Here is a 26,823-nt window from a genome sequence, read left to right on the forward strand (position 1 = left end):
CTCGTCCGCCCAAACACCTATCGCGCCGATGCGCGAACCCTCGCGGATCGACGGAGCTCCCCCACGGGGAACCAGAAATCGGCACGACCGATTGAGCGGCCGGGGTATAAGTCGATTCGGGTGCCAAGTCAAAAAGCCGGGCAACGGATGCCAAGTTGTTGAACGATAACGATTCTCGGCCCATTCCGGGCTGGTCGATGCTGCTGTTCGGAGCCATCGCGCTGCCGCTGGCGGCGGCGGCCAGCTACCTTTGGGAGGGCGGCTCGATGCTGCCCCTGCTGTCGCTGTTCTTTCTGGCGGGCGGGCTGGCAGCGGTTCTGGCCGTCGCTCCGATGGGCCGGGACGCCCTGCCGGCGCTCGGGGTCCGCTGGGTCGGATGGCCGCCGCTGGTGCTGGGGGCGATCGCCACCATGGTACTGTCGATCGCGGTCAGCCGCATCGGGCCGTCGCCCGAAGGCGTGGACGACGCCATGCGGATGGTGCGCGAGCCGCATCTCTTCTTGGCCAGCCTGTTGGTGTTCGCTGTGCTGGCGCCGCTGGTCGAGGAATTGGTGTTTCGCGGCCTGTTCTACGGCTGGCTCGAGGGAGTGTGGGGCCCGCGCGTGGCGGTCGCCGTCAGTTCGGCGGCTTTTGCGCTCGCGCACTACGAGCCGGCGCACATCGTCGTCGTGGCGCCGCTGGGCTTGCTGTTCGGCTGGTTGCGCTGGCGGACCCGGTCGGTCCTGCCATCGCTGTTCGCCCATGTCGTCAACAACGGCGTCGCGGTGATGGCCGCCGCCGCGCTTGGCGTTTGATCAGGCCGCGAGCTTGCGGTCGACGAAATCCAGACGGTCCTGGCCCCAGAAGATCTCGCCATCGATGACGAAAGACGGCGCACCGAACACGCCCTGCTCGATCGCGTGCTTCGTATAGGCTTCGCGCTTGTCGACCATCGCCTCGCCCGCCTTCATGACGGCGTCGGCATCGAGGCCGCAGGAGCGAACGATCCCGGCAAGCGTCGCCGGATCGCCGGTGTCTTTCTCCTCGGCCCACAGCGCGGCGAGCACCGCGTGGGCGAGCTTGATCGCATCCTTCATTCGTCCCTGCTCGCGCAGTGCGATGACGCAACGGGCGGCCGGAACCTCGTTGGCCGGGAAGAACCTGGGTTCGAGCGTCAGCTCGACGCCGAGATGGTCACGCCAACGCTTGAGCTCCATCATGCGGTAGGCTTGGCGCTGGGGCGCGCGCTTGGGCAGCGGCAGGCCGCCCGAGACGGCGAACACCGAGCCGAAATCGACCGGCCAGATCGTCACGTCGGCGCCGTGCTTCGCCGCAATCGCCTCGAAACGCCTGGAACCGAGATAGGTCCACGGCGAGTTCAGCGAAACGTAGTAGTCGACGTGCCTGGCCATGCTGTTTCCTCCGAGGGCCGGGACTGTGGCATCTTTGCCGGGTGACGCAAGGGACTATCGCCATCACCGGCGGCGACGCCGCCTATTTCGATCTCATGCGCGACTGTGTTGCCTCCCTGCGTGCCGTTCCGGAGGGCCGGGCGATGGCACTAGGGGTGCTCGATTGCGGGTTGACCGAGGCGCAACGGGGCTGGTGCGTGGGGCAGGGCGCCTCGCTCGTCGTGCCGCGGTGGGATTTCGAGTTTCCCGGACGCGACCGACTCAAGGATGGCTACAAGGCGCTGACTGCGCGTCCGTTCCTGCCGCGCTATTTTCCTGGCTTCGAAGTCTATGTCTGGATCGACGGAGACTGCTGGGTGCAGCAAGGCGATGCGCTGGCGTTGTTCGTCGCCGCCGCGCGGACCGGCGCGCTGGCCGTCGCGCCCGAGATCCATCGGTCGATGCGCCACTATCATCATGCCTGGACGGAGTTCTCGACCGTCAATGGCACCGCCTTCGAATCCTGCTTCGACCGGGCGACCGCCGAGCGCCTGATCCGCCGACCACTGATCAATGCCGGCGTGTTCGCACTGGCGGCCGATGCGCCCCACTGGGTCGGCTGGGGCGATCTGCTGGGCGAAGCGCTGCAACGTTCGACGAACATGACCGATCAGGTCGCGCTGAACGTGCTGGCTTACGACCGCGGCTATCGGTACGAGGCGTTGCCGAGCCGCTGCAACTGGCCGGTCCACCACGCCACGCCGTTCTGGGACGCCGGGCGGGAGCTCTTCGTCGAGCCCGCGATGCCCTACGAGCCGCTCGGAATCCTGCACCTGACCATCTACACCAAGCGATTGGCCGCCCTCGACGTGCGCGAGATCGGCGGGTCGCGCGCTGGCGAGGTGCGGATGCGCTCGTTGCGCTGGCCGGGTCGAACGGCCATATAGCCCGCCATGGGCGGCACGCCATTCCTCAAGATGCATGGGCTGGGCAACGACTTCGTCATCCTCGACGGTCGGGCCGGCACGCTCGACCTGCCGCCCGAGCGGCGGCGCGCCATCGCCCATCGTCGGCTGGGCGTCGGTTGCGATCAGTTGATCGTGCTGGAGCCGCCGAACGATCGTGGCGCCGACGTCTTCATGCGCATCTACAATCCCGACGGCAGCGAAGCCGGCGCCTGTGGCAACGCGACACGCTGCGTGGCGTCGTTGGTCATGGCGGAGCACCGTTCGGATCATGCGACGGTGCAGACGGTATCGGGCCTGCTCGAGGCGCAGACGACCGGAATGGATGGCAATGGCCTGCCGGTGATCGCGGTCGACATGGGGCCGGCGAAGCTCGACTGGCGCGAGATTCCCGTGCGCGAGGCCTGCGACACCAACCGCATGCCGGTCGGCATCGGCCCGTTGCAGGACCCGGTCGGTACCAACATGGGCAACCCGCATGCCACGTTCTTCGTCGCCGATGCACTCTCGCCGGCACTCGATCCCCTCGCCGCCGAGCTGGAACGGCATCCGTTCTTTCCGCAGCGTGCCAATATCGGGCTCGCCCAGGTGGTCGGCGAGAACAGGCTTCGTCTGCGGGTCTATGAGCGCGGCACCGGCTTCACCCTGGCATGCGGCTCGGGAGCGTGCGCGGCGGGCGTGGCCGCGGCGCGGCGCGGGCTCACCGGCCGCAAGGTCGAGATCGTGGTCGAGCATGGAACGCTTGGCATTGAATGGATGGGCGACGGCCGCGTCACCATGACGGGTGGCATTTCCCACTCCTACCGGGGCGAGCTGTGAGCGATATCGTCGAAACCGAGCGCAAGGGTTCGTGGCTGTCGCGCCTGCGTGACGGGCTTGCCAAATCGACCAAGCGCGTCACCGAGAACATCGCCAGCCTCTTCACCAAGAAGAGGCTCGACCAGGCGACGCTCGACGATCTGGAGGATGCGCTGATCCAGGCCGATCTAGGCGTCAGCGTAGCGGCGCGCCTGATCGAGAAGCTCGGCAAGGAGCGCTTCGGCAAGGAAGTGACGGACGAGGAGGTTCGGGCTGCCTTCGCCGACGACATCGCCGAGATTCTCCGGCCGGTCGCCACGCAACTCGCCGTCGATTCGGCGCGCAAGCCGCATGTGGTGCTGGTGGTCGGAGTCAACGGCAGCGGCAAGACGACGACCATCGCCAAGCTCGCCCACCTCTTCAAGGGAGAGGGAAGGAAGGTCATGCTGGCCGCGGGCGATACGTTCCGCGCCGCCGCGGTCGAACAGCTCGAGGTCTGGGGCGCCCGAGCGGGCGTGCCGGTGATCGCCAAGGAGACGGGCGCCGATGCGGCCGGCCTGGCGTACGAGGCGCTGGAAAAGGCACGCGCCGGCGGCTACGACGTGCTGCTGATCGACACGGCCGGCCGGCTTCACAACAAGACCAACCTGATGGAAGAGCTCGCCAAGATCGTCCGCGTGATCCGCAAGCTCGATGCCGGTGCGCCGCACTCCTGCCTGCTGGTGCTCGACGCCACGACCGGCCAGAATGCCCATGCACAGGTGGAGACGTTCAAGAGCATGTCGCCGGTCGACGCTCTGGTGCTCACCAAGCTGGACGGCAGCGCCAAGGGCGGTGTGCTGGTGGCGCTGGCGGAGAAATTCAAGCTGCCGGTTGTGGCGATCGGCGTCGGCGAGGGCATCGACGATCTTCGACCGTTCGAGGCGCGCGCCTTCGCCCGCGGCCTCATGGGATTGCCGGCATGAGCGACGACGTCAAACCTGAACAAGGCATGCGCAAGCTCTACGCCACGGGGCTGGAGCTCGGACCGCTGATCCTGTTCTTCATCGCCAACGGCCGCTGGGGCATCTTCGCCGGCACGGCCGTCTTCGTCGTCGCGACGGCCATCGCGCTGCCCTGCTATCGCCTGATGGAGAAACGCTGGCCCGTCATGCCGCTGGTCGGTGGCTTCTTCGTGCTGGTGTTCGGCGGCCTCACGATCTGGCTGCAGGACGAGACCTTCATCAAGATGAAGCCGACCATCGTGAACTGCCTGTTCGGCGCCATCCTGGGCGGCGGATTGCTGCTCTTCCGGCGGCCGTTGCTGAAACCGATCTTCGGCGCCGCCTTCCGCCTGACCGACGAGGGCTGGCACAGGCTCACGCTGCGCTGGACACTGTTCTTTTTCGTGCTGGCGGCGGTCAACGAGGTGTTCTGGCGCGGTTTCTCGACCGACACCTGGATCGCCAGCAAGATGTTCGTGAGCTTTCCGCTGACGCTCCTGTTCGCCTTCCTGCAGGTGCCGCTGCTCCGTCGCCACTGGGACGGCGCCGACAATCCCTTCGCGCGTGGCAGTTGAGGCGCAGCCCTACTCCGCGGCCTGCGCCACCGCGAGGACACCCTGCGGGCTCTTGGCCGTTCGCAGCTTGCGCGCATAGGCCTCCAGCCAGTCGATGTCGGCTGGAGCGATGAACGAGCCGCCGCGTGCGCCGCGATAGATGTCGGGGTTGTCGACGGTCGCCGGAAGCTTTCCCTCGTTCATGAGGGCCTGCGCGGCGGCTATCGCGCGACGGCGGGTCAGTGCGATCATGCGATCGCTTGGCGCCAGATGCTCGAGCGTGCGGTCGACGATCTCGCCCATGCATTCGACTGCCGCCTGATCCTGGCGCCCAATGCCCTGGATGCCGGTGTAGTTGACGGTGCGCTGCATGTCGCGGTCGATGAAGTAGTCGTTGTCGCGCCGTGCCACGAGGCGCCAGCGGCCATACCAGTCGTTGGTCCGCGGCAGGTACTGCATGTCGGGGACCAGGCCGGGGATCGGCTCGCCGTTTCTGAGCGTCTGCAACGGCGGGGTCTTGTGCTTCCAGTTCACGTTGTAGGTCATGGTGTGGGTGTCATCCATCGGCACGTTGATCGTGCAGGTGATCTGATCCTCGATCGAGCCGTTTGGCGAGAAGGTGTAGAACGGCAACAGGAAGTGGGCGACCCGATAGTAGTTGTTGCCCGGCTCGGCCTCGCGGTAGGCGGCGTACATCGTGCCCCACTCGGTCTCCGTCGCCTTGTACTCCGGCGCGCGATCCAGAACGCCCCAGCGATGCATGCTCGTGGGATCGACATCGTCGACGTTGAGGCTACCGATATGGAGGAAGCCGAAGTGCGACGTGTCGATGTCGCCCTCGAGCGACTGGAACCAGTTGCATTCGCGCTGATGGACGCGAATGAGGTTCTCCTCCTGGGGCAGCATCAGTGCCTCGATGGCCGGCAAGCGCGGTGCCTCGGCGCGCGGCCCCATGTAAGTCCACACGAATCCGGCGCGCTCGATCACCCTGTAGGCCTTGGCCTTCACGCGATGCTTGAAGTCCTGCTCCGGCCGCACGTTCGGCATGTCGACGCAGTTGCCTTCCACGTCGAACTTCCAGCCGTGATAGACGCAGCGCAGACCATTTTCTTCGTTGCGCCCGAAGAACAGCGACGCGCAGCGATGCGGGCAGCGATGCTCCATGATGCCCACACGGCCATCGCTGTCGCGGAAGGCGATGAGCTGTTCCCCGAGCAGCAGCAATCGCATCGGTTCGCCGTCAGCCACAAGCTCGGACGAAAGACAGGCCGGGATCCAGTATTGCCGCATCAGCTCGCCCATCGGCGTGCCGGGGCCGACGCGGGTGAGCAATTCGTTGTGCGCTGCAGACAGCATGGCTTCCTCCACAATCGTTCGTCGCCGAACTCAAGTCTTGGACGCCGGAGGGCGTCGGGACGCTTACGCTCAAATTCCCGCCGGTTTCCTCGGTGGCCACATGCGGGCGAGATCGCCCGTCGGATTGGAGTAGGTGACGAAGTCGGCCTTGCCGCGCGAGTCGTGGAAATGGGCGAGCGCCCACACGACGGTCGGGAAGGCGAGTTGCTCCCAGGGAATGTCCGTCCACTCGAACAGGCCGACGTCCTCGCTCTCGATGCCCGGGGAGACGTCGGCGCTGACCAGCCGCGCGCGATACATGATCTGCACCTGGCCGATGCGCGCCACGCTGTACATGGCGAGCAACCGGTCGATCTCGATGGCGGCGCAGGCTTCCTCGCGCGCCTCGCGCTGGGCGGCCTGCTCGGTCGTCTCGCCGAGCTCCATGTAGCCTGCGGGCAGCGTCCAGAATCCCTTGCGCGGCTCGATGGCGCGCTTGGCGAGCAGGATCCTGTCGTCCCCTCCCTCCCGCCAGGTGCAGACGGCGCCGGCGACGATCTTGGGATTCTGGTAGTGGATGAACTCGCAGCGCCCACAGACCAGACGCTCGCGATTGTCGCCGTCCGGCACGCGCTTCTCGAAATGGTCCGGCGGATCCCAAGGGAGCCGTGGTCGGTCGCTCTGTGTCGGGGCGCTCATGCCCCGACTCTTAGGCCGCCCGGATCAGCGCCGCAACGCCGGGCAGGGCCTTGCCCTCCATCCATTCGAGGAAGGCGCCGCCCGCCGTCGACACGTAGGAGAATTTCTCCTCGACGCCCGCCGCCGCCAGCGCCGCGACGGTGTCGCCTCCGCCCGCCACCGACAGCAGCTTGCCGGCGCCGGTGAGCCCGGCGACGCAGCGTGCGAGCGCCACGGTGCCCGTGTCGAACGGCGTGATCTCGAAGGCGCCCAGCGGGCCGTTCCAGACCAGCGTGGCGCACTCGCCGACTTCCTTTTCGTAGAGCGCGATCGTCTTCGGTCCGACATCGAGGATCATCTGGTCGTCGGGGCAGGCGTCGGCGTCGACGACCTTGCTCGCCGCACCTGCCTTGAACTCGCCGGCCACGACGACGTCGACCGGCAGCAGCACCCGGCACTTCGCGGTCTTGGCCTTGTCGAGGATCTCGCGCGCGGTCGGGCCGAGGTCCTTCTCCGACAGCGACTTGCCGACACTGGTGCCCTGAGCCTGAATGAAGGTGTTGGCCATGCCGCCGCCGATGATCAGCTTGTCGACCTTGCCGACGAGGTTGCCCAGCAGGTCGAGTTTGGTCGAGACCTTGGCGCCGCCGACCACGGCGCACACCGGCCGTTTCGGGTTGCCCAGCGCCTTGTCGAGCGCCTCGAGCTCGGCCTGCATGAGGCGCCCGGCGACGGCGGGCAGGCGGTTGGCGATGCCCTCGGTGGAGGCATGGGCACGGTGCGCGGTCGAGAAGGCGTCGTTGACATACACGTCGCCCAGTACCGAAAGTTTGTCGATGAATCCCGGGTCGTTCTTCTCCTCTTCCTTGTGAAAGCGGAGATTTTCGAGCAGCAGCACCGAGCCCGGCTTGAGGGCGCGGATGGCGTCCTCCGCGAGCGGTCCGATGCAATCGTCGGCAAAGGCGACCGGCTTGCCGAGCGCCGCAGCGAGCGGCTCGACCAGCGGCTTGAGCGACATCTCGGGCACCCTCTTGCCTTCGGGTCGGCCGAAATGGCTGAGCACGATCACCTTGCCGCCCTTGCCGGCGAGTTCAGTGAGCGTCGGCGCGGCGCGCTCGATGCGGGTGGCGTCGCTGACCTTGCCGCCCTTCATCGGCACGTTGAGGTCGACCCTCACCAGCACGCGTTTGCCCGCGACGTCGGCGGAATCGATGGTCTTGAAGGTCACCTTGGGCATGCCGTTTCTCTTGTCGTGTCGGAGGTCAGCGTTTGCGGATGACGAATACCAGCACCTCGCCGTCGCGCGAAGCGGAGACCAATTCGTGGCCGGTCTGGCGGCAAAAGGCCGGAAAGTCCTGCCCGGCCGCAGGATCGGTGGCGCGTACGGTCAGCAATCCGCCGACGGGCAGCTCGCGCAGCTTGCGGTTGGCGCGCAGCACGGGCAGCGGGCAGAGCAAGCCGGTGGCGTCGTATTCGAGAGTCTCGGTCACGGTGCCCTGTAATATCGCATCGCCTCGGGCAGCCAGCGGCGAATGTCGGCGATGCGGGTGTCGTCGGCCGGATGGGTGCTCAGCCATTCGGCCCGGCGTCCGCCGCCTGAGTTGGCGGCGCGCATGCGTTCCCACAGTGCCACGGCCTCGCGCGGGTCGTAGCCGGCGCGCGCCATCAGAACGAGGCCGATATGGTCGGCCTCGCTCTCCTGAGCGCGTGACATCGGCAGCAGATAGCCGACAGTGGCGCCGGCACCGAGCGCTGCCATCATCAGCGGAAGCTGGCTGCGGTTGCGTCCGCTCGACGTGGCGGCAAGGACGGCGCCCGCTGCGGCCACGCCGACCGACGCCACCATCTGGTCGCTCATGCGCTCGGCGCCGTGGCGCGCGAGCGCGTGCGCCACCTCGTGGGCGATGACGACGGCGAGGCCCGTCTCGTCGCGCGTGATCGGCAGCAGCCCGGTGTAGACCGCGATCTTGCCGCCGGGCAGGCAGAAGGCGTTGGGCTCGTTCTTGTCGATGACCTTGAATTCCCAGCGGTAGCGCGGCGCCCGCCACAGGTTGGCCGGCGGTTGCTCGGCGGCGGCGGCGATGCGGCGTCCGACCTTTTCGACCAGCGCGTTGGCCTGCACGTTGCGTGACACCGGCTCGGTCGCCAGGACCTGGCGATAGGCCTGCAGACCCATCTGCAACTCCTCGCCCTCGCTCACCAGCATCACCTGCGAGCGGCCGGTAATCGGCGCGGCCTCGCAGGCGGAGACAAGCAGGGCGGCGCACAGCGCGAGCAGCGATGAAGCACGCATGGAAATGACTCTAGGAGGCCAGCGTCGTCAGGTCGAGAGGAAGCCGGGGCCGCCACGGTGCAGCAGCTCCTCGGCCAGATCGCGACCCAACGCGCGCGCCTGATCGGACGTTCCGCGCCGCTCCGCTGCGACCAGGCGGCTGCCATCGGGTTTGGCGATCAAGCCGCGCAGATGGAGCGAATCGCCCTCGAGCACGGCATGTCCGGCGATCGGCGTGCGGCACGAGCCGTCGAGCATGGCGAGCATGGCGTGTTCGGCCGCGACTCGAGTCATGGTCGATGCATGGTTGATCGCGGCGAGCCACCCGTTGGTGCGCGCATCGTCCTGCCGGCATTCGATGCAGACCGCGCCCTGGCCGACTGCCGGCAGCACTTCGTCCTCGGGGATCGGCACGCCGACATGGGCCATGCCGAGCCGCTTGAGGCCGGCGAGCGCCAGCAACGTCGCCTGGACCACGCCGGCGTCGCGCTTGGCGAGCCGCGTGTCGACGTTGCCGCGCAGGGTGACGATCTGCAGGTCGGGCCGCTGGTGCAGCAGCTGGGCGCGGCGGCGCAGCGCCGAAGTGCCGACAATGGCGCCGTGTCCGAGGTCGGCGATGCGCGTGGCGTCGCCGGCAATCAGCACGTCGCGCGCATCCTCGCGCGGCAGGAAGGCGGCGATGACGAGGCCGGCCGGCTGCGCGGTCGGCATGTCCTTCATGCTGTGCACGGCGGCATCGACGCGACCGGCCAGCAGTGCCTCCTCGATTTCCTTGACGAATAGTCCCTTGCCGCCGGCTTCGCCGAGCGGCCGGTCCTGGATGGCGTCGCCGGTGGTGCGGATCGGCACGATCTCGATCGCGTCGGGTGCCGACAACGCCGATACCGAGGCGGCCAGCGCGTCGCGCACGAGGCCGGTCTGCGTCAGCGCCAGTTTGCTGCCGCGCGTGCCGAGCCGCAGGAGGGAAGCCGCCATGGCGCTGCTCTAGCGCAGTGGGGGCGGCGAGGCTAGAAGACACGAATGCGCATCCTGGGCATCGAAACCAGTTGTGACGAGACGGCGGTGGCCGTCGTCGAGGCGCCACCGGGCGGGGCGCCGGTGGGCCGCATCCTCGCCAACGTCGTCTATAGCCAGCTCGCCGAGCATCGCCGCTTCGGCGGCGTGGTGCCCGAGATCGCCGCGCGCGCCCATCTCGAGCGTATCGACGGCCTGGTCGGCGATGCACTGGCCGAAGCCGGCGTCGGCCTCGGCGATCTCGACGGCGTCGCCGCCACGGGCGGCCCCGGCCTGATCGGCGGCGTGATGGTCGGCGTCATGACCGCCAAGGCGCTCGCCTTCGCCCACGACAAGCCCTTCCTTGCGGTCAACCATCTCGAGGGCCATGCGCTCTCCGTGCGGCTGACCGAGCCCGTCGAGTTCCCCTACCTGCTGCTGCTGGTGTCGGGCGGGCATTGCCAGCTGGCGACGGTGCGAGGGCCCGACTTCCAGGCGGGCGACTTCACGCGGCTCGGCACCACCATCGACGACGCCGTCGGCGAATGCTTCGACAAGACCGCCAAGCTGCTGGGGCTCGGCTTCCCGGGCGGTCCCGCCGTCGAGCGGGCGGCCGAAGGTGGCGACTCGCGGCGCTTTGCGCTGCCGCGGCCGATGTGGCGCAAGCCTGGCTGCGACTTCTCCTTCTCCGGCCTGAAGACCGCCGTTCGACAAACCGTCGAGAAACTGCCGGCGGGCGACGAGCGCGCCATCGCCGACCTCTGTGCCTCGTTCCAGCGCGCGGTGGGCGACGTGCTGGTCGATCGCTGCGCCAACGCGCTCTCCCTTGCACCGTCGCCGACCCTCGTGGTCGCAGGCGGCGTCGCCGCCAATGCCTATCTCCGAAAGCGGCTCGAGCAGCTTCCGGCGAAGCTCGTCGCGCCGCCTGTCGGGCTCTGCACCGACAATGGCGCCATGATCGCCTGGGCCGGCGTCGAGCGGTTGCGGCTCGGCCGGACCGACGGACTCGACTTCCGGCCACGGCCGCGTTGGCCGCTGGACGCGGACAGGAAAGAGGCGGCATGAGCGACGGCTTCCACGTCTTCGCGCTGTTCCCGACTCCGATCGTGCACTACGACGTGCCGGATGGTGCGGCGTTGAACGTCGAGTTGAAGGCGGCGATCGGCAAGCAGCGCAAGACCGACGCCGGCACGCAGCATTCGAACTACGGCGGCTGGCAGTCGAGCTGGGACATGGAAAAATGGGCCGGCATGCCGGCGGTCAAGCTGCTCGCCTTCGCGCGCAACACCGCCAATCGCGTCACCTGCAATCGTCAGGGGCAGCCGGTCGCCATGACCTGGCGCGCCAACATGTGGGCCAACGTCAATCGCGCCGGCGACGGCAACGAATTCCACTCCCATCCCGGCAGCTTCTGGTCGGGCGTCTACTATGTCGACGATGGCGGCATCGGCGCCGATCCGTCGCTGGGCGGCGAGCTGGAGTTCATGGATCCGCGCGCGCCGGGCGTTGCCATGTACGCGCCGCAACTCGCCTTCAACGTGCCGGGCGGGCTGTCGGTCGGCGCCAACGAGGTCGTGTTGCCCAAGGCCGGCCGCATGGTGCTGTTCCCGGCCTGGATCCTCCATCAGGTGCGGCCCTATCGCGGCACGGCCGAGCGCATCTCCATCGCCTTCAACCTCAGCCTGTGAGCGCGCCGCGTTGACCGGCATCGGCCATATCGGCGTGGTCGGCGGCGGTGCCTGGGGCACCGCACTCGCCTGCCTCGCCCGTCGCGCGGGCCGCCGCGCGACGCTGTGGTCGCGCGATCCGGCAATCTCCTCGGCGATCGCGCACGATCGCACCAATCCGGTCTACCTGCCGGGGCTCGCGCTCGACGAGGGGATCGAGGCCGCGCCGAACCTCGCACACCTTCGCGCCTGCGACGCCGTGCTGCTCGCCTGCCCGGCCCAGGCGGTCCGCGACCTCGTGCGGCGCCTGCCGGCCGGCGCGCCCGTCGTGATCTGCGCCAAGGGCATCGAGACCGCGACCGGCCTGTTGATGCCGGAAGTGCTGGCGGAAGCGCTTCCCGGGCGGCCCTTCGCCATGCTGTCGGGGCCGAGCTTCGCCGAGGAAGCGGTGCGCGGCCTGCCGACGGCGGTGAGCATCGCCACCACCGAAGCCGATCTCGGCCGCCGTTTGGCCGAGGCGCTGGCGGCCGGCGCGTTCCGTCCCTATTGGACGCGGGACGTCACGGGCGTGGCGCTGGGCGGTGCGGTCAAGAACGTGCTGGCAATCGCGGCGGGTATTGTCGCGGGCCGCGGGCTGGGCGCCAACGCGGCGGCGGCGCTGGTCACGCGCGGCTTCGCCGAGATGGCGCGACTGGGCCTCGCGCTCGGCGCCGAGCTCGAGACGCTGACGGGGTTGAGCGGGCTCGGCGATCTGGTGCTCACCTGCCACGGTCCCCTGTCGCGCAACCGTGCGCTCGGCGAGGCTCTCGGCAAGGGCGGCTCGCTCGCCGGCCACATGCGGGGCCGGCGCCAGATCGTCGAGGGCGAGGCGACGGCGCCCGCCGTGCTGGCGCGGGCGGCACAGCAGGCGATCGAGATGCCGATCTGCGCCGCCGTCGATGCTATCCTCCATCGCGGCGCATCGCCCGACGAGGCGATCCGGGCGTTGCTGGCGCGGCCGTTGCGTCGGGAGGGAGTCTGAAATGGCCTACTGGGTGATCAAGTCGGAGCCGGGTGCCTATTCGTGGCAGCAATTCGTCAAGGACAGGAAGACGGCCTGGACCGGCGTGCGCAACGCGCAGGCCGCGATCAACCTCAGGGCGATGAAGGCGGGCGATCGCTGCTTCTTCTACCATTCGGGCGAAGGCAAGGAGATCGTCGGCATCGCCGAGGTGACCAGGACGGCCTATCCCGATCCGACCGACAAGGCGGGCAAGGCGGTGTGCGTCGACGTCAAGGCGGTCGAGCCGGTCGCCACGCCGGTCACGCTCGCCGCCATCAAAGCCGAGCCCAGGCTCAGGGATCTCGGCCTGGTGCGCCAGTCTCGCCTCTCGGTCGTGCCGGTCGATGCCGCGCAGGCGGCGATCCTCCTCAAGATGGCCAAGTGACGACCGGCGAGTGAGCGCCGACAAGTGAGCGCCAACAAGTGAGCACAGGCCCGTGAGCGCCAACACACGCGGCATCCTCGCGATGTCCGCGGCTGTCTTCGTCTTCATCGTCAACGACGCGCTGGTCAAGCTCGCGACCGAGACCATGCCGACCCTGCAGGCGATCGGCTTGCGCGGGCTGTTCGCCACCTTGTGGTGCGCGCTGGCGGTGGTGGCGAGCGGCGACTGGCGCCGCCTCGGCGGGCTTCGCCATCCGGCAGTGGCGACGCGCGGCCTGCTCGAGGCCGCCGCGGCGATCCTCTATCTCATCGCGCTCGCCCACATCCCGTTCGCCGTGGCCAGCGCGATCAACCTCTCGACGCCGCTCTTCCTCACCCTGCTCGCCGTGATCTTTCTCAAGGAGGACGTGCGCTGGCGGCGCTGGACCGCGATCGCGGTCGGCTTCGCGGGCGTGCTGATGGTGATCCAGCCGCGCCCGCAGGACGTCAACGCCTGGACCTGGCTGGTGCTGGCCGCTTCGTTCGCCGGGGCGGCGCGCGACGTGTTGGGTCGCTACGTGCCGGCCGACGTGCCGGCGCTGGTCGTGTCGCTGAGCTCGGCGGTCACCGTCGCGGTCGTCGGCTGCGCCTGGGCGCTGGTCGAGGAATGGCAGCCGATGAGCGCCTACGGCGTCCACCTGCTGCTCGGCTCCTCGCTGCTGCTCGCGGCGGGCTACCAGTTCCTGATGCTGGCCGTGCGCTCCGGCGCGGAGTTCTCGGTCATCGGTTCGTTCCGCTATGCCTCGGTCCTGTGGGCGCTCGCCATCGGCTATGTCGTATGGGGCGACGTGCCCAATGAGCTGGCGCTCGCCGGCATCGTCGTCATCATCGCTTCGGGCCTCTATATCCTGCGGCGGCAGCGGGTGCGGGCGGCGGACAAGAGATAGCGCCTCCTACCGCGCCACCCAGGCCTCGTAGTCCCTGGCGACGTCGGCGACCGCCGTCTCGTAGATGCGCTTGCCGTGCTCGGGTGTGGCGAGGTTGGGATCGGAGCCGATGCGGCCGTCGGGGAAGTTGCGGCGATAATCCTCGGCGTCGGCGAACGAGCCGTTGGGCGCGATCCGCGGCTCCATCGGCTTCTGCTGCATGGTCTCGGGGAACCGGTACCAGGTCAGCGCCACTTCCGACGGCGTGGCGTGGCTGCCCTCGGCGTTGCCGTAGAGCTCCTTGCTCAGCGCCCTGATGCCGTTGCTCTCCCACCAGTTGCGCAGCACGCACTTGATCGGCGGCTGGTTGGAGAGCCGCTCCAGCGACCTCTCGGCATAGATCTCGGAGAACGCCGCCGTCACGGTGGCGACGTTCCCGCCATGGCCGTTGATGAAGTAGAAGCGCGTGAAGCCGTGGCGGGCGAGCGACATCACCTGGTCGCGGATGAGCGCGATCAGGGTCGAGGGCCGCACCGTCATCGAGCCGGGGAAGGCGAGATGGTGCTGCGCCATGCCGACCGAGATGGTCGGCGCCACCAGCGCGCCGACCTTGTCGCCGACGCCGCGGCCGATCATCTCCGCCGTCAGCGCATCGGTGCCGATCAGGCCGGTCGGCCCATGCTGCTCGGTCGAACCGATGGGAATGATGATGCCGGTCTTGCTCTTGAGGTAGTCCTCGACGAACTGCCAAGTCTTGAGTTGAAGCTGCACGAAACGAAACTCCTCAAAGGCGCACGGCGTCGGGGTCGGTAATCGGCGCCTCGCAGGTCATGTGGCGGCAAACGTAGAGCGCGGGTTGGCCGCGCACCAGCCCCTTGCCGCGCGCCGGATGGCCGGCGGGCAGAACGGCGTCGGGCCGCAGCGGCCGCACGACCTTGTTGGGCAGGCTCCTGCCGTGGACCGCGCGATGCAGGGCGCGCGTCGCCGGATCGGCGGGGTCGCCTACGATCACCAGCTCGACGAGGCCTTGCAGCGTTTCATGGCCGTTGAGCAGGGTCATCAGCGGAAACAGGTTGGTCTGCAGCTCGCCGGCGAAGGCGGCCACCTGCCGCTCGGCCTTGTCCCGCCACGCGGCGTCGCCGGTCAGCGCCCACAACCGCGCGAACACCCCGACCAGGGTGGCGTTGCCGGCGGGCACCGCGTTGTCGTGGCAGTGCCTCGTTCGCACGATCAGGTCGGCGGCATCGTCGGCCGTGGCGAAATAGCCGCCGCCCGCCGGATCGGCGAAATGCCGGTCGACGATCGTGACCAACTGCGTCGCGGCGTCGAGACAGGAGGCATCGCCCGTCGCCTCGTGCAGGGCGATCGAGGCGCGCGCCATGTTGGCGTAGTCGTCGAGCGTGCCGCGATGCCGCCGCTTGCCGGCGCGCAGCGAATGGAACAACCGCCCGTCGTCGTCGCGCATCAGGTCCATCACGCAGCGCCAGGCGCGGGTCGCCGCCTCCAGCCAGTCGGTGCGCTCGAACACCGTCCCCGCGTTGGCGAGTGCCGCGATCGCGAGGCCGTTCCAGTCGGCCAGCACCTTGTCGTCCCAGCCCGGCCAGACGCGCCCGTCGCGCACCGTCTTGAGCCTGGCGCGCAGCCCGGCAAGCCGTCGCTCCTCGTCGTCGGAGAGCAGCGCCGGCGTTCGATTGCGATGCAGGATGTTGCGGTGTTCCCAATTGCCCGCATCGGTGACGTCGTAGGTCCGGCGGAAGAACGCCCCGTCGGCGTCGCCCAGCGCCGCGTCGATCTCGGCGGAGTCCCAGACGTAGAACTTGCCCTCGACGCCGTCGCTGTCGGCGTCGTAGCTGGCGGCGAAGCCGCCGTTCCCGGCGACCATCTCGCGCAGCATCCAGTCGCAGGTCTCGGCAATGCGAGCGGCATGGAGCGGGCTGCGGGTCTCCTGCCAGACGAGGGTCAGCAGGTCGACCATCTGGGCGTTGTCGTAGAGCATCTTCTCGAAATGCGGGATCAACCATTCGTTGTCGGTGGCATAGCGCGCGAAGCCGCCGCCGAGATGGTCGTAGATGCCGCCCTGGCACATGCGGTCGAGCGTGACGACGACCGCGTCGCGCAGGCGTGTGTTGTCGCGGTTACGCAGCCAGGCCCGCCAGATGTTCTCGAAGAGATAGGGTGCGGGGAACTTCGGCGCCTGACCGACCCCGCCCCACACCGGATCGACCGCCTGGGCGAGGCGCGCGGCGACTTCGTCGAGCAGGCTCATCGGCACGGCCACGCCCTCGGTCCCGGGCGCCGCGGCCTTGCCGGTCGCGTCGTCCCGCAGGGCTTTCAGCAGGGCGGCTCGATTCGTCTCGATGTCCTGCGGCTTGTCGCGCCAGGCCTGCGCGACGCCGTGCAGCACGTCGACGAAACTCGGTCGGCCGTAGCGCGCCGGCGTGGGAAAATACGTGCCGCCCCAGAACGGCTCGCCGCGGGGCGTGCAGAACATGGTGAGCGGCCAGCCGCCCGGCTGATCGAGATGCTGCAGGGCCTGCATGTAGATCGCGTCGACGTCGGGCCGCTCCTCGCGGTCAACCTTGATGTTGACGAACAGCTCGTTCATCACCGCGGCCACGTCTTCCGATTCAAAGCTCTCGTGCGCCATGACATGGCACCAGTGGCAGGCCGCATAGCCGACCGAAAGGAGTATCGGGCGGTTGGTGCGCCGCGCTTCCGCCATCGCCTCCTCGCCCCACGGCCACCAATGCACGGGATTGTCGGCGTGCTGCAGCAGGTAGGGGCTGGTCTCGGAAGCGAGGCGGTTGCGGCCTTCCATCATGCCGGGCGTTCTCCCAGGTTTCCTTCGCTGTTGATCAGCAGCACGCGCGCACCCTTGTCGAGGCCGAGCGTCCTGCGGGCGGTCTCGTCGGCGCAGGCGCGCATCAGGCCGGCGAGTCCGGCGCAGCCCGACGGACCCGACGCGAGCGCCGGATCGCCGCCCGGCGGATGGGCGAACAGCTTGCGCGCCGGCGTCACTTCGTCCTCCTCGATGGTCATGAACCAGTCGGCGCCGAGGCCGATCACCGGCCAGGTCACCGGCGAGATCTCCCGGCAGGCGAGCCCGCCCATCGCCGTGCCGGCGTCGCCGCTGGCGAGCGCGGGCTTGCCGGCGAGGTTGCTCTGGAACCAGCAATCCGCGCTCGCGGGTTCAACGACGACGGAGACGGGATGTTGCACCATCCTCGCCCACAAATATCCGATCACCGCCGCGGCGAGGCCGCCCACGCCGGCCTGCACGAAGAGGTGCGTCGGCCCGTCCGGCCATTGCCGCAGAATCTCGTCCGCCAGCACCATGTAGCCGCGCATCACGTCGCGCGGCGTCTTCTCGTAGCCGCTCCACGACGTGTCCGAGATCAGCGTCCAGCCGTTGCCTTCGGCCTGGCGGCGGCACTCGGCGACGGCGGTATCGTAGTCGCCGTCGATGCGGATCACCTCGGCGCCGCGGGCGCGGATCGCCGCTTCCTTCTCGGCCGACGTGAACCTGGGCAGAAAGATCACGCAGCGCGCACCGGCCAGCTGCGCGCCCCAGGCGACCGAGCGGCCGTGATTGCCCGAGCTCGCCGTGGTGAAGGTGACGTCGGCCGGCGGGCGCTCCTCGTGCGTGCGCAGGAACTCGTGAACCGCGAACACCCCGCCCAGCGCCTTGAAGGCGCCGAAACCCCAGCGCTGGCTCTCGTCCTTCACCCGAAGCTCGGCCACGCCGAACCGTTCGGCCAGGGCGGGCAGGGAATGGAGCGGAGTCGGCGCATGCGGCACACCCTTCAGCGCGCTCATGTCGGGCAGGGCGGCGGGATCGACGACATTGCGCTGTGCGTCGGCGAAGGCTTGTCCCCGCCGGCAGCGGGGATTCGGAGCGAGCCAGGGAAGAACCATGCGGCCTCATAGCATGGTCCGACGCCGCGATATCCCCTAAGGTGCCGGCGATGGAGAACAGCGCATGAAAGTGAATGTCGAAGTGACCTGCACACCCGAAGAGGCACGCGCCTTCTTCGGCCTGCCCGACCTCAAGCCGATGCAGGAGCGCGTGCTGGCGCAGATCGAGGAGCGCATGAAGTCCGGGCTCGATGCGATGAGCCCCGAGGCCGTGTTCAAGACCTGGATTCCCGCCTCCATGCAGGGCGTCGAGCAGATGAACCAGCTGCAGCAGGCGTTCTGGTCGCAGCTCGCCACCATCGCCGCCGGCGGCGGCAAGAAGGAGTAGGAGATGAGCGACCGCAAGAGGCCGGACGACCCGGGCTCCTACTACGAGGCGCACGTCTTCTGCTGCACCAACCGGCGTGCAGCAGGCCATCCGCGCAGCTCCTGCGCCGACAAGGGCAGCGAGGCACTGCGTGACCACATGAAGGACCGCGCCAAGGCGTTGGGCTTGAAGAACGTGCGCATCAACGCCTCGGGCTGCCTCGATCGCTGCGAGCTCGGACCGACCGTGGTGATCTATCCCGAGGGCATCTGGTACTCGTGCCCGACCCGGGAGGACATCGACGAGGTGCTCGAGAAGCACCTGATGAGGGGCGAGCGCGTCGAGCGCCTGATGCTGCGGCCGACCGACAGGCTGCCCAAGGACCGCGTGAAGAGCTGATCGCCTTGGCGTCGAGCGCCGATGGAGCGGCCTACTCCATCAGCTCCGCCAGCCGCCTGATGATGCGCGTGGGGCGCGTGTCGTGCGGCGGCGGATCGACCTCGAAGGGGTTGTACCAGATGCCGCACATGCCGAGCGCCTGCGGTGCGACCACTTCCCATTCGTAGTTGTCGCCCACCATCCAGGCGTCGCAGGCCGCGCAGCCCAGCCGCTCCAGGGCGTGACGATAGACCGCGAGCTCAGGCTTGCCCTGGCCGAACTCGCCCTCGATCTGGATGTGATCGAAGCGATGGGCGAGATCGAAGCGCGCGATCTTGGGACGCTGCATCTCGCTCGCGCCATTGGTCACCAGCGCGAGCCTGACGCCGGCCCGGCGCAACGCGTCGACCGTCGCCAGCGCGTCGGGGTAGAGCCTGTATTCGCTGCGCCTGAGTTCGGTGAAGGCGTCGGCGATGCGGTCGGCGAGATCGTCGTCGGCGCGGCCGAGACGCGCCAACCCGCGCCGCACCGAGAGCCGTCGCGCGCCGGGAATGTCGAGCCGCCACCTGGCGGCGGCGGCCTGGTCGCTCCAGAACGCGCGCGCCTCCTCCATCACCGCGGCGCGAATGCGCTCGACCGCGACGGGATTGTGCGCGTCGAGTTCAAAGGCGAAGACGTTGAGCAGGCGCGTCCATGCCTCCTCGGGCTGGGCGTAGGCGCGGATCAGGGTGTCGTCGAGATCGAACAGGACGGCGCGCGGCAGGTGGGGCATGGCGCTCAGTTCGACGGCGACACGAAGCTGCGCGGCGCCGGGCCGATCACCGTCGAGCGGTCGCCCTGGATCTCGATCACCGCCAGCGCGCGCTCGGAGCGGCCGTCGGGCAGGAAGCGAAAAACGCCGTCGGCTCCCGACCAGCCGTTGGGATCGGCGATCGCCAGGGCGGAGAAGTCGCCGCCCGGCTTCTGGCGGGCGAGTTGCCCGGCCAACGCCACGGCGTCGTAGGCGAGCGTGGCCAGCCGATGCGGCGGCCGGCCGTAGGTCGACACGAAGCGGCGCTCGAAATCGGCGCGCCGCGCCGGATCGGGCGCGGCATACCACGCGCCGCGCAGCATCGTCTCCGCGCCGATGCCCTGGACGTCCCACACGCCGGTCCCGATCAGCTGCACGTCGGCGCCTTCGAGCCCGGCCGCCGTCAGCGCCGCCAGCACCGTCGTGATGCGCGGCGGCGCCACCGGAACGAGCAGCGCGAGCTTGCCGTCGCCCTGGACGGCCGTCGCGAGGCGCCGCGCCGGCCCGCCGAGATCGGCGCCGTCGTCGTAGAGCTCGACCGCGGCAACGGTGCCGCCGCGCGCCGCGGCATGGCTCTCGAGCGTGCGGATCATCTGCTCGCCGTAGGCGGTGCGCGGCGCGAAGGCGGCGAAGCGCTTGATGCCGGCCTGCACTGCGTGATCGACGACGCGGCGCACCTGCGGCGGCGCGGCGATGCCCATGATGAAGACGCCGGGCTGGGCGGCCTGCTCGTCGTTCGAGAAGGAAATGACGTTGGCGCCGCCCTGCCGCACCAGCGGTCTGAGCGCGGTGGCCGAAGTGCCGAACAGCGGGCCGAGCACGAGGGCGACGCCGTCGATGCGGGCCTTGCGATAGGCCTGGACGGCCTGGTCGGCCGAATCGCCGCTGTCGTAGGCCGCCAGCGCCAGTTCGCGGGCGCCGGCGTCGAACAGCGCCAGCTCGGCGGCCTGCTGCATGGACCGGCCGATCGGCGCGGCGCGGCCGCTCAGCGGCAGCAGCAGCGCGATCCGGGTCTTGCCCGAGGCGGTGATCGGCGAACCGGCCGGCGGCGCAGTCGTGGCGGGCGGCGGAGCCGTGCTAGTCTTGGGAGAGTCGGAGCAGGCGCCCAACAGGAAGGCGAGAGTGGCGAGCGCGAGAAAGGCTGGACGCATCGGCGCGTGTCTCCGGCGGACGGAACGCATATGGACGTGGACGAACGGTCACAAGCTACCGACGGGCAGGCGCCGCGTAAACCATCGCTGGCGCCGGGCCTGCATATTGTCGCCACACCGATCGGCAATATGCGCGACATCACGCTGCGTGCGCTCGACGTCCTGCGCGGCGCGGATCTGATCGCCTGCGAGGACACCCGCGTGTTCGCCAAGCTCGCCAGCACCTACGGCATCGGCGTGCCCACTATCGCCTACAGCGACGCCACCCGGGACGCCGCCGAGCCGCGCATCCTCGCCGCCCTGGCCGGAGGCCGGCGCGTCGCCCTCGTGTCCGATGCCGGCACGCCCCTGGTGTCCGATCCCGGATACCGCCTGGTGCGCGCCGCGCTGGCCGGTGGCCATGCCGTGACCGCCGCGCCCGGCCCCTCGGCGGTGCCGATGGCGCTTGGCCTGTCGGGCCTGCCGACCGAACGCTTCTTCTTCGGCGGCTTCCTGCCCGCGCGCGCCGTCGAGCGGCGCCGCGCCATCGCCGAGGCCGCCGCCGTGCCGGCGACCCTGGTCTTCTTCGAGGCCCCGCACCGGCTGGCGCCGTCGCTCGCCGACCTGGCCGAGTTGCTCGGCGCGCGTCCCGCCGCTGTGGCGCGCGAGCTGACCAAGCTCTTCGAGGAGGTGCGCCGCGCCCCGCTCGATGCGCTGGCGCGCCACTATGCGAAGAGTCCGGACGTGAAGGGCGAGATCGCCATCGTGATCGGCCCGCCCGAAGCGACGGCGGCACCCGCAGCCGAGGTGCTGGACGACGCGCTGCGCGCCGCCCTGGGTGGCGCCTCGGTCAAGGACGCGGCCGCCGAGGTGGCCGCGCGCTACGGTCTCAGGCGACGCGACGTCTATGCCCGCGCGCTCGCGCTCAAGCGGGAGCTCGCGGCATGACCACCGCGGCTCGCCAGAAGGCCGAGCGCCTCGGTCATGTCGCCGAGTGGCGCGCCGTGTGGCGGCTGCGCCTCGCCGGCTACACCATCCTCGCGCGGCGCTACAAGACGCGGCTTGGCGAGATCGACATCGTGGCGCGCCGCGGCGCCGTGCTGGCCTTCGTCGAGGTCAAGGCGCGGCGCGACGCGCTGGTCGCGATCGAGGCGCTGGGCGGGCGCCAGTTCGGCCGGGTGGCGCGCGCGGCGAGCCTGTTCATCGCCCGCCATCCCGGCCATGCCGTGTGCTCGGTGCGCTTCGACGCGGTGCTGGTGAGCGGTCTGTGGCCGCGCCATCTGCCCGACGTCTGGCGGGCGCCAGAGTGAGCGCCGCAGTGAATACCGTGTCGATCCCCCCCAACGACCCCCGCCTGCTGGCGAGGCTGCGCGATCTGTGCGCGGGCGACGGCGTGCGACTCGACCTGCTCGAGGCCGCCTTCGTGCTGAGCTTGATGTACAGCGCGAAGACGTTCGACCTCGGGCCGTTCCGACAGCACGTCGCGGTGCTGGCGGAGGACGTGGCCAACCTGGTGCACCGCCGCGGCGCGGTGCCGGAGGCGCTGGCCGGAGTCATCGCCCGTGCCTACGGCTATCGCGGCGACAGCGAGACCTACGACGACCTGCAGAACGCCGATCTCGCCCGCGTGATCGAGCGGCGCAAGGGTCTGCCGGTGGCGCTGTCGGTGATCTATCTGCACGTCGCGCGGCGCCAGGGCTGGCACGCCGAGGGCCTCGCCTTTCCCGGTCACTTCCTGATCCGCGTCGCCATCGACGGTGCGCGGCACGTCATCGATCCGTTCCACGACGGCGCCGTGCGCGATGCCGCCGACCTGCGCGGGCTGGTGCGCAAGGTGCTGGGCGACGACGCCGAGCTCAGCCCGGCGCATTTCGACGCCGTGCCGGATCGCGACGTGATCCTGCGGCTGGAGAACAACGTGCGGCTGCGCCTGGTGCAACGCGAGGATTGGCTCGGCGCGACGCATTCGCTCGATCGCATGCTGGCGATCGCGCCGGACCGGCCGGAGCTGCTGTTCGAGGCCGGCCAGCTCAACGCCCGGCTCGACAAGCGCCGCGCCGCGATCGCCGCCTTCGAGCGGTTCCTGCATGTCGGCTCGGACGGCGCCGATCCCGCCCTGCGCCGGCGCGCCTCGGCCCTGTTGCAGGAACTGCGCCGTGGGCTTAACTGACGGCAGCCGGCCCGCAAGCACAACGGAAAGCCCTCCATGAAGCTCACTGTCGCCATCCAGATGGACCATGTCTCGACCATCGACATCGACGGCGATTCGACCTTCGTGCTCGGGCTCGAGGCCGAGCGGCGGGGCCATTCGGTCTGGCACTACACGCCCAGGGACCTCGTGTTCCGCGACCGCAAGGTGATGGCGCGCGCCCAGCCGATGAAGCTCCGGCGCGAGAAGGGCAACCATTTCACCCTCGGCGCCGCCGAGATGCTCGACTTGGCGAAGACGGACGTGGTGCTGCTGCGGCAGGACCCGCCCTTCGACATGTCCTACATCACGACGACGCACCTGCTCGAGCACGTCCATCCCCGGACCTTCGTGGTCAACGACCCGGCGAGCGTGCGCAACGCGCCGGAGAAGCTCTTCGTCACCCATTTCGACAACGTGATGCCGCCGACGCTCATCACCTCCGACCCGCTCGCGCTGCGCGAGTTCTGGAAGGAGCACGGCGACGTCATCCTGAAGCCGCTGTTCGGCAACGGCGGCGCCGGCGTGTTCCGCGTGCGGCCCGACGACGAGAACTTCGCCTCGCTGCTCGAGATGTTCGCGCAGCGCAGCCGCGAGCCGGTGATCGCCCAGCGCTACCTGCCCGAGGTGCGCCAGGGCGACAAGCGCATCATCCTGATCGACGGCAGGGCGGCGGGCGTGATCAACCGCGTGCCGGCGGCGGGCGAGGCGCGCTCCAACATGCATGTCGGCGGCAAGGCGGTGAAGGCCGAGCTCAGCCGGCGCGACCGCGAGATCTGCGAGATCATCGGGCCGGAGCTGGCGCGGCGCGGCCTGCTGTTCGTCGGCATCGACGTGATCGGCGACTTCCTCACCGAGATCAACGTCACGTCGCCGACCGGCCTGCAGCAGATCGACCGCTTCGACGGCGTCTCGCTCGAGGCGCAGATCTGGGATCGCATCGAGGTGCGCTACCAGGAAACGCGGGGCAAGGGATGATCCGCCGCGCCTTCCTCGCTCCCGCCCTGCTGGCTGTCGCGTCGGTCGTGCCGATGGCCCCGGCGCTGGCGCAGCTCGATCTGCTGACGCTCAAGCCGATCGTGCGCGCGGTGCGCGAAGGCGACGAGGAGAAGGTGCGCCAGTTCCTGCTCCGGGGCGAGAACTCCAACCAGGTCGACACGACGGGCCAGCCGCTGCTGATGGTGGCGACGCTCCACGGCCATCTCGGCGTCGTCGAAACGCTCCTCAAATCGGGCGCCGTGGTCGACGCGCTCGACCGCGAGGGCTACACCTCGTTGATCCGCGCCGCCGAGAAGGGCGATGCCGACATCGCCGACCTCCTGCTGAAGCGCAACGCCCGGCCCGGCGCGCAGACCCGCCAGGGCGTGACGGCGCTGATGGTGGCGGCCCGCCTCGGCCATGCCGAGATCGTGCGTCTGCTGCTCGAGAAGAAGGCCGATCCCAACGTGCCCGACTTCACCGGGCGCACCGCGCTCTCCTACGCGCGGCAGTCGGGCAGGACCAGCATCGAGGCCATGCTGCGGCGGGCGGGCGGGCGCGAGTGAGCCCGGCCGGCGCGCCGATCCGGGTGAGCGCGACTTTGTGGCTCGATCCGGCGGAGATCCGCGAGAGCTTCGTGCGCGCCTCGGGGCCCGGCGGCCAGCACGTCAACACCACCGCCACGGCCGTTCAGCTGCGCTTCGACCTGCGCGGCTCGCCGTCGCTGCCCGACGCGGTGAAGCGGCGGGCCGAGCGCCTGGCCGGCGCCCGCCTGACCCGCGACGGCGAACTGGTGATCGTGGCCCAGGGCGAGCGCAGCCAGAAGCGCAACCGCGAGGAGGCGCTGGCGCGCCTGCTGGCGCTACTGCGCGACGCCGCCCGTCCGCCGGTGCCGCGCAAGCCGACCCGCCCGACGCGGGCGAGCCGGCAGCGCCGGCTCGACGGCAAGAAGCGGCACGGCGCGCTGAAGTCGCTGCGGCACAAGCGGCTCGACGACTGAGATTCGTGCTATAGGGACGCCACGTCCCCGTAGCTCAGCTGGATAGAGCAGCGGTTTCCTAAACCGGAGGTCGGAGGTTCGAATCCTCTCGGGGACGCCATTCCCAAGAGGACAGAACCGCGAACCTCGGGTCGGCAGGCCGGCCGAATCCGCGGATGTGCTTCCAACCCGTGTGTCGACCACGACTGGCTGCGTCCGGCGAACGATGGCGATGGCGACCTCGCCGCCGTTCTTGGCGGTCGCGCACGCGCGGCGCGCGACGGCACCGGCTCGGGCGTCGACGTCAACGGCTTTGACGTCGTCCTGCACTGACCCATCGCCGCTTTCGGTGTGACGTCTTCGCGTCGTCGGCCGGGCCGGTCCTGCGACGGGGCCGTGGGTTGCTTTGAGAGTGCAAACTGTCAAAGTGCAGTAGATATGCAAGAGACGCGGGGAAAGGATCGGCGCGGGGGCGGCGTGGCGCCCCCTGACGCCACGCGACACGACTGGCGCCTCGACCATCTGTTCGTGGACGGGCCGAAAAGCTGGTCCATCCATATCGCCGTCGTCCTGCTGGCGGCCCTCGCCGTCGACAGCACCAGCCCCCGGGATGTCTTCGCCGATCGATGGCTGACCTACTGGACCGTCCTCCAGGTCGGACTGAGCCTCGGTCAGATCGCCCTGGCCGTGTCCTACGGGCGCGCCCGCTCGGCGTGGCGGCCAACGATCTTCGGCTGGCTCCACACCTCGCTCACCGCCGCCGTCGCCATCGCCTGGGGAACGGGCGCGATGCTCGCGAGCCTGGGTTCGCTCGAACCCTTCTTCTATTACACGATCGCCCTCGGCGGCACCGCGCTCGGCGCCGTGGCATCGCAGAACGCCTTTCTCAGGTCCTGCTTCGCCAGTCTCTGGATTTCGTTGCCCCTGCTCGCGCTCGCCCACGCCGCCCATCACGTCGGCACGGCCGGAATCAGCACGGCGATCATGGTCCTTCTCTATCTGGCGACGCTGACCGTGCTGGCCAGCCGCATCAATCGCTTTCTGCGTGACCGCATCAGCCTGACGGCCGAACTCCAGGCGAGTCTGGACGAGTTGGGCGGCGTCAACGCCGAACTGGAGGTTCAGCGCCGCGCCGCGGAGGCGGCCAATGTCGGCAAGTCGCGGTTCCTCGCGCAGGCCAGCCACGACCTGCGCCAGCCCGTCCACGCCATTGGCCTGCTCGTCGGCTGGCTGATGGAGCGGCGTCTATCGCCCGACATTCGCGGCGCCATCCGGCAGATCGAGACGGCCACCGAGGTGCTGGCCCTGCAGTTCCGCTCGCTGCTCGACGTGTCCGCCCTCGAGACGGGTCGCATCCAGCCGGTGATCTCGGCGGTGCCCCTGGCCCAGGTGTTCGCCTCCATCGACGCCACCAATCGCCGGGCCGCTCAGGCCAAGGGCGTGGCGTTGCGCATCGTCCGGACCTCCGCGTGCGTCGAAACCGATCCGGGGTTGCTGCAGACGATGGTGCAGAACCTCGTCACCAACGCGATCAAGTACGCGTCGGGAGGCAAGGTGCTCGTGGGCGTTCGCCGCCGACCCGACGGTCTCGGCATCGTCGTGCTCGACCAGGGGCCGGGCATTCCCGCCGACCGTCTGACGGCCGTGATGGAGGACTTCGTGCGACTGCCCCAGCCGGGCACTCGGCAGCCCGAGGGGTTGGGGCTCGGCCTTGCCATCGTGTCCCGCCTGGCCGCCCTTCTCAAACTGAGGCTCGTCGCGTCGTCTCGACTGGGACGGGGCAGCGCGTTCTCTCTCGACGGCCTGAGAACCACCGATGCCCCTCGCGTCGCGACGACCTCTCGTGGCTCGCGTCAGCCGGCTGTGATCGACAAGTCCGTGCTGGTCGTCGACGACGATCCGCTCGTGCTCGATGCGATGAGCCGCCTGCTGCGTCAATGGGGATACGACGTGACGGCCATGGCGGACCCGCCGCGCGATATCGACGGCCATGATATCCTCCTGATCGACCGCCATCTGCAAGGCGGACATGACGGACTCGACATCCTGGTGGGCTACGGTCCCGGGTCAGGGCCGCCGCGCAGGCGCATCCTGATGTCCGCCGCGATAGACGACGAACTGGAGGAGCAGGCCGGCTCGCAGGGCATAGTGGTCCTGCGCAAGCCCGTGGCGCCCGGCCAGCTTCGATCCGCGATGCTGTCGAGCGGATAGC

Annotated in this window: 31 protein-coding genes and 1 tRNA gene; 20 read left to right on the forward strand and 12 right to left on the reverse strand. The window is 69.4% G+C overall.

Going from position 1 to position 26,823, the window contains the following annotated elements; translation table 11 throughout:
• Positions 1-155 precede the first annotated feature (155 nt).
• The gene (locus KIT25_25480) at positions 156-794 is read left to right on the forward strand and encodes a CPBP family intramembrane metalloprotease (protein ID UYN95316.1); all 639 of its coding nucleotides are present in this window, start codon (positions 156-158) and stop codon (positions 792-794) included.
• On the opposite strand, the gene KIT25_25485 is transcribed toward KIT25_25480, so the two are convergent.
• Entirely contained in the window at positions 795-1,391 is a 597-nt protein-coding gene (locus tag KIT25_25485) for a 2-hydroxychromene-2-carboxylate isomerase (GenBank protein UYN95317.1), read from the reverse strand. It abuts the gene before it with no gap.
• 41 nt (positions 1,392-1,432) lie between these two features.
• On the opposite strand from KIT25_25485, the gene KIT25_25490 reads away from it, so the two are divergent.
• The 4 genes from KIT25_25490 to KIT25_25505 are packed head-to-tail and all read left to right on the forward strand — an operon-like array spanning position 1,433 to position 4,691.
• A complete protein-coding gene (locus KIT25_25490; GenBank protein ID UYN95318.1) occupies positions 1,433-2,317 on the forward strand; it encodes a hypothetical protein in 885 nt (294 codons plus the stop codon).
• Between the two features lie 6 nt (positions 2,318-2,323).
• Positions 2,324-3,154, forward strand: coding sequence for a diaminopimelate epimerase (locus tag KIT25_25495; protein UYN95319.1), 831 nt, complete (start codon positions 2,324-2,326; stop codon positions 3,152-3,154).
• On the forward strand, positions 3,088-4,098 hold the full coding sequence (gene ftsY / locus KIT25_25500; protein UYN95320.1) for a signal recognition particle-docking protein FtsY: 1,011 nt from the start codon (positions 3,088-3,090) through the stop codon (positions 4,096-4,098). Before KIT25_25495 ends, ftsY begins: the two co-directional genes overlap by 67 nt.
• Before the next feature lie 26 nt (positions 4,099-4,124).
• Positions 4,125-4,691 carry a septation protein A gene (locus KIT25_25505; protein UYN98065.1) on the forward strand — a complete coding sequence of 189 codons (567 nt, stop codon included), beginning with the start codon at positions 4,125-4,127 and terminating at the stop codon, positions 4,689-4,691.
• 9 nt (positions 4,692-4,700) lie between these two features.
• On the opposite strand, the gene KIT25_25510 is transcribed toward KIT25_25505, so the two are convergent.
• The 6 genes from KIT25_25510 to hemC all read right to left on the reverse strand — a co-directional run bounded on the left by KIT25_25510 (position 4,701) and on the right by hemC (position 9,930).
• Entirely contained in the window at positions 4,701-6,026 is a 1,326-nt protein-coding gene (locus KIT25_25510; GenBank protein UYN95321.1) for a Rieske 2Fe-2S domain-containing protein, read from the reverse strand.
• Between the two features lie 69 nt (positions 6,027-6,095).
• Positions 6,096-6,704 carry an NUDIX hydrolase gene (locus KIT25_25515; protein UYN95322.1) on the reverse strand — a complete coding sequence of 203 codons (609 nt, stop codon included), beginning with the start codon at positions 6,702-6,704 and terminating at the stop codon, positions 6,096-6,098.
• A gap of 10 nt (positions 6,705-6,714) precedes the next feature.
• Entirely contained in the window at positions 6,715-7,920 is a 1,206-nt protein-coding gene (locus KIT25_25520) for a phosphoglycerate kinase (protein ID UYN95323.1), read from the reverse strand.
• Between the two features lie 25 nt (positions 7,921-7,945).
• The gene (locus tag KIT25_25525) at positions 7,946-8,173 is read right to left on the reverse strand and encodes a sulfurtransferase TusA family protein (protein ID UYN95324.1); all 228 of its coding nucleotides are present in this window, start codon (positions 8,171-8,173) and stop codon (positions 7,946-7,948) included.
• Positions 8,170-8,976, reverse strand: coding sequence for a M48 family metallopeptidase (locus KIT25_25530; GenBank protein ID UYN95325.1), 807 nt, complete (start codon positions 8,974-8,976; stop codon positions 8,170-8,172). The genes KIT25_25525 and KIT25_25530 overlap by 4 nt, the downstream gene beginning before the upstream one ends.
• A 27-nt stretch (positions 8,977-9,003) precedes the next feature.
• Entirely contained in the window at positions 9,004-9,930 is a 927-nt protein-coding gene (hemC, locus tag KIT25_25535; protein UYN95326.1) for a hydroxymethylbilane synthase, read from the reverse strand.
• A 45-nt stretch (positions 9,931-9,975) separates the two neighbouring features.
• Here hemC and tsaD point away from each other — a divergent pair, with 45 nt between their 5' ends.
• The 5 genes from tsaD to KIT25_25560 are packed head-to-tail and all read left to right on the forward strand — an operon-like array spanning position 9,976 to position 13,967.
• Positions 9,976-11,013 carry a tRNA (adenosine(37)-N6)-threonylcarbamoyltransferase complex transferase subunit TsaD gene (tsaD, locus tag KIT25_25540; GenBank protein ID UYN95327.1) on the forward strand — a complete coding sequence of 346 codons (1,038 nt, stop codon included), beginning with the start codon at positions 9,976-9,978 and terminating at the stop codon, positions 11,011-11,013.
• Positions 11,010-11,636 carry a 2OG-Fe(II) oxygenase family protein gene (locus KIT25_25545; GenBank protein ID UYN95328.1) on the forward strand — a complete coding sequence of 209 codons (627 nt, stop codon included), beginning with the start codon at positions 11,010-11,012 and terminating at the stop codon, positions 11,634-11,636. Before tsaD ends, KIT25_25545 begins: the two co-directional genes overlap by 4 nt.
• A gap of 10 nt (positions 11,637-11,646) precedes the next feature.
• Positions 11,647-12,636, forward strand: a complete 990-nt coding sequence (locus KIT25_25550; protein ID UYN95329.1) for an NAD(P)-dependent glycerol-3-phosphate dehydrogenase — start codon at positions 11,647-11,649, stop codon at positions 12,634-12,636.
• A gap of 1 nt (position 12,637) precedes the next feature.
• Complete coding sequence (locus tag KIT25_25555; GenBank protein ID UYN95330.1) at positions 12,638-13,042, forward strand: EVE domain-containing protein; 405 nt, start codon at positions 12,638-12,640, stop codon at positions 13,040-13,042.
• Between the two features lie 52 nt (positions 13,043-13,094).
• Positions 13,095-13,967, forward strand: coding sequence for a DMT family transporter (locus KIT25_25560; GenBank protein UYN95331.1), 873 nt, complete (start codon positions 13,095-13,097; stop codon positions 13,965-13,967).
• 6 nt (positions 13,968-13,973) lie between these two features.
• Here the strand turns inward: KIT25_25560 and KIT25_25565 are convergent, their stop codons facing one another.
• From KIT25_25565 to KIT25_25575, 3 genes are read right to left on the reverse strand one after another with little or no spacing between them, the layout of a single operon-like run.
• The gene (locus tag KIT25_25565) at positions 13,974-14,717 is read right to left on the reverse strand and encodes a creatininase family protein (protein ID UYN95332.1); all 744 of its coding nucleotides are present in this window, start codon (positions 14,715-14,717) and stop codon (positions 13,974-13,976) included.
• Positions 14,718-14,730: 13 nt separating this feature from the next.
• The gene (locus KIT25_25570; protein UYN95333.1) at positions 14,731-16,767 is read right to left on the reverse strand and encodes a thioredoxin domain-containing protein; all 2,037 of its coding nucleotides are present in this window, start codon (positions 16,765-16,767) and stop codon (positions 14,731-14,733) included.
• Complete coding sequence (locus tag KIT25_25575; GenBank protein UYN95334.1) at positions 16,764-17,861, reverse strand: diaminopropionate ammonia-lyase; 1,098 nt, start codon at positions 17,859-17,861, stop codon at positions 16,764-16,766. Before KIT25_25575 ends, KIT25_25570 begins: the two co-directional genes overlap by 4 nt.
• Before the next feature lie 64 nt (positions 17,862-17,925).
• On the opposite strand from KIT25_25575, the gene KIT25_25580 reads away from it, so the two are divergent.
• Positions 17,926-18,189, forward strand: coding sequence for a hypothetical protein (locus KIT25_25580; GenBank protein ID UYN95335.1), 264 nt, complete (start codon positions 17,926-17,928; stop codon positions 18,187-18,189).
• A gap of 3 nt (positions 18,190-18,192) precedes the next feature.
• Positions 18,193-18,567 carry a (2Fe-2S) ferredoxin domain-containing protein gene (locus tag KIT25_25585; GenBank protein ID UYN95336.1) on the forward strand — a complete coding sequence of 125 codons (375 nt, stop codon included), beginning with the start codon at positions 18,193-18,195 and terminating at the stop codon, positions 18,565-18,567.
• 31 nt (positions 18,568-18,598) lie between these two features.
• Here KIT25_25585 and KIT25_25590 read toward each other — a convergent pair whose 3' ends face one another.
• Complete coding sequence (locus KIT25_25590; GenBank protein ID UYN95337.1) at positions 18,599-19,318, reverse strand: HAD family hydrolase; 720 nt, start codon at positions 19,316-19,318, stop codon at positions 18,599-18,601.
• A 5-nt stretch (positions 19,319-19,323) separates the two neighbouring features.
• Positions 19,324-20,487 carry a penicillin-binding protein activator gene (locus KIT25_25595; GenBank protein UYN95338.1) on the reverse strand — a complete coding sequence of 388 codons (1,164 nt, stop codon included), beginning with the start codon at positions 20,485-20,487 and terminating at the stop codon, positions 19,324-19,326.
• A gap of 30 nt (positions 20,488-20,517) precedes the next feature.
• On the opposite strand from KIT25_25595, the gene rsmI reads away from it, so the two are divergent.
• The 8 genes from rsmI to KIT25_25635 all read left to right on the forward strand — a co-directional run bounded on the left by rsmI (position 20,518) and on the right by KIT25_25635 (position 26,822).
• A complete protein-coding gene (rsmI, locus tag KIT25_25600) occupies positions 20,518-21,414 on the forward strand; it encodes a 16S rRNA (cytidine(1402)-2'-O)-methyltransferase (protein ID UYN95339.1) in 897 nt (298 codons plus the stop codon).
• Positions 21,411-21,776 carry a YraN family protein gene (locus KIT25_25605; protein ID UYN95340.1) on the forward strand — a complete coding sequence of 122 codons (366 nt, stop codon included), beginning with the start codon at positions 21,411-21,413 and terminating at the stop codon, positions 21,774-21,776. The genes rsmI and KIT25_25605 overlap by 4 nt, the downstream gene beginning before the upstream one ends.
• Complete coding sequence (locus KIT25_25610) at positions 21,773-22,636, forward strand: transglutaminase family protein (protein UYN95341.1); 864 nt, start codon at positions 21,773-21,775, stop codon at positions 22,634-22,636. The genes KIT25_25605 and KIT25_25610 overlap by 4 nt, the downstream gene beginning before the upstream one ends.
• A 36-nt stretch (positions 22,637-22,672) precedes the next feature.
• On the forward strand, positions 22,673-23,632 hold the full coding sequence (gene gshB, locus KIT25_25615; protein UYN95342.1) for a glutathione synthase: 960 nt from the start codon (positions 22,673-22,675) through the stop codon (positions 23,630-23,632).
• The gene (locus tag KIT25_25620; GenBank protein UYN95343.1) at positions 23,629-24,198 is read left to right on the forward strand and encodes an ankyrin repeat domain-containing protein; all 570 of its coding nucleotides are present in this window, start codon (positions 23,629-23,631) and stop codon (positions 24,196-24,198) included. The genes gshB and KIT25_25620 overlap by 4 nt, the downstream gene beginning before the upstream one ends.
• Positions 24,195-24,632: an aminoacyl-tRNA hydrolase gene (arfB, locus tag KIT25_25625; protein UYN95344.1), complete on the forward strand. Its 438-nt coding sequence runs from the start codon at positions 24,195-24,197 to the stop codon at positions 24,630-24,632. The genes KIT25_25620 and arfB overlap by 4 nt, the downstream gene beginning before the upstream one ends.
• A gap of 23 nt (positions 24,633-24,655) precedes the next feature.
• Positions 24,656-24,732 (forward strand) — tRNA-Arg (locus KIT25_25630).
• Between the two features lie 356 nt (positions 24,733-25,088).
• A complete protein-coding gene (locus KIT25_25635) occupies positions 25,089-26,822 on the forward strand; it encodes a hybrid sensor histidine kinase/response regulator (protein UYN95345.1) in 1,734 nt (577 codons plus the stop codon).
• Position 26,823: the final 1 nt, after the last annotated feature.

Origin of the sequence: Enhydrobacter sp., assembly GCA_025808875.1 — a bacterium.
In the GTDB taxonomy this organism is placed as follows: Bacteria; Pseudomonadota; Alphaproteobacteria; order Reyranellales; family Reyranellaceae; genus Reyranella.

Coding starts and splice junctions, on each gene's coding strand:
- KIT25_25485 (UYN95317.1), bottom strand. CDS start 1,391: ATGGCCAGGCACGTCGACTACTACGTTTCGCTGAACTCGCCGTGGACC.
- KIT25_25495 (UYN95319.1), top strand. CDS start 2,324: ATGGGCGGCACGCCATTCCTCAAGATGCATGGGCTGGGCAACGACTTC.
- ftsY (UYN95320.1), top strand. CDS start 3,088: ATGGATGGGCGACGGCCGCGTCACCATGACGGGTGGCATTTCCCACTC.
- KIT25_25505 (UYN98065.1), top strand. CDS start 4,125: ATGCGCAAGCTCTACGCCACGGGGCTGGAGCTCGGACCGCTGATCCTG.
- KIT25_25510 (UYN95321.1), bottom strand. CDS start 6,026: ATGCTGTCTGCAGCGCACAACGAATTGCTCACCCGCGTCGGCCCCGGC.
- KIT25_25515 (UYN95322.1), bottom strand. CDS start 6,704: ATGAGCGCCCCGACACAGAGCGACCGACCACGGCTCCCTTGGGATCCG.
- KIT25_25520 (UYN95323.1), bottom strand. CDS start 7,920: ATGCCCAAGGTGACCTTCAAGACCATCGATTCCGCCGACGTCGCGGGC.
- KIT25_25530 (UYN95325.1), bottom strand. CDS start 8,976: ATGCGTGCTTCATCGCTGCTCGCGCTGTGCGCCGCCCTGCTTGTCTCC.
- hemC (UYN95326.1), bottom strand. CDS start 9,930: ATGGCGGCTTCCCTCCTGCGGCTCGGCACGCGCGGCAGCAAACTGGCG.
- tsaD (UYN95327.1), top strand. CDS start 9,976: ATGCGCATCCTGGGCATCGAAACCAGTTGTGACGAGACGGCGGTGGCC.
- KIT25_25545 (UYN95328.1), top strand. CDS start 11,010: ATGAGCGACGGCTTCCACGTCTTCGCGCTGTTCCCGACTCCGATCGTG.
- KIT25_25555 (UYN95330.1), top strand. CDS start 12,638: ATGGCCTACTGGGTGATCAAGTCGGAGCCGGGTGCCTATTCGTGGCAG.
- KIT25_25570 (UYN95333.1), bottom strand. CDS start 16,767: ATGATGGAAGGCCGCAACCGCCTCGCTTCCGAGACCAGCCCCTACCTG.
- KIT25_25575 (UYN95334.1), bottom strand. CDS start 17,861: ATGGTTCTTCCCTGGCTCGCTCCGAATCCCCGCTGCCGGCGGGGACAA.
- KIT25_25580 (UYN95335.1), top strand. CDS start 17,926: ATGAAAGTGAATGTCGAAGTGACCTGCACACCCGAAGAGGCACGCGCC.
- KIT25_25585 (UYN95336.1), top strand. CDS start 18,193: ATGAGCGACCGCAAGAGGCCGGACGACCCGGGCTCCTACTACGAGGCG.
- KIT25_25590 (UYN95337.1), bottom strand. CDS start 19,318: ATGCCCCACCTGCCGCGCGCCGTCCTGTTCGATCTCGACGACACCCTG.
- KIT25_25595 (UYN95338.1), bottom strand. CDS start 20,487: ATGCGTCCAGCCTTTCTCGCGCTCGCCACTCTCGCCTTCCTGTTGGGC.
- rsmI (UYN95339.1), top strand. CDS start 20,518: ATGGACGTGGACGAACGGTCACAAGCTACCGACGGGCAGGCGCCGCGT.
- KIT25_25605 (UYN95340.1), top strand. CDS start 21,411: ATGACCACCGCGGCTCGCCAGAAGGCCGAGCGCCTCGGTCATGTCGCC.
- gshB (UYN95342.1), top strand. CDS start 22,673: ATGAAGCTCACTGTCGCCATCCAGATGGACCATGTCTCGACCATCGAC.
- KIT25_25620 (UYN95343.1), top strand. CDS start 23,629: ATGATCCGCCGCGCCTTCCTCGCTCCCGCCCTGCTGGCTGTCGCGTCG.